This is a genomic window from Bacillus cereus group sp. BfR-BA-01492, assembly GCF_022662815.1.
Classification (GTDB): domain Bacteria; phylum Bacillota; class Bacilli; order Bacillales; family Bacillaceae_G; genus Bacillus_A; species Bacillus_A cereus_BD.
This window is the reverse complement of the sequence record NZ_JAKUEH010000083.1, coordinates 1-223: the sequence shown is the minus strand read 5'-3', so window position 1 is coordinate 223 and position 223 is coordinate 1. Positions and strand designations below refer to the sequence as shown.

Genomic DNA, 223 nt, shown 5'->3' with positions numbered 1-223 from the left:
GCAAGGCTGAAACTCAAAGGAATTGACGGGGGCCCGCACAAGCGGTGGAGCATGTGGTTTAATTCGAAGCAACGCGAAGAACCTTACCAGGTCTTGACATCCTCTGACAACCCTAGAGATAGGGCTTCCCCTTCGGGGGCAGAGTGACAGGTGGTGCATGGTTGTCGTCAGCTCGTGTCGTGAGATGTTGGGTTAAGTCCCGCAACGAGCGCAACCCTTGATC

At 55.2% G+C, this 223-nt stretch carries 1 rRNA gene; it reads left to right on the top strand.

Features of this window, described 5'->3' with window-relative positions:
• Nucleotides 1-223, top strand: a 16S ribosomal RNA gene (locus MR063_RS22350); the annotation flags it as partial.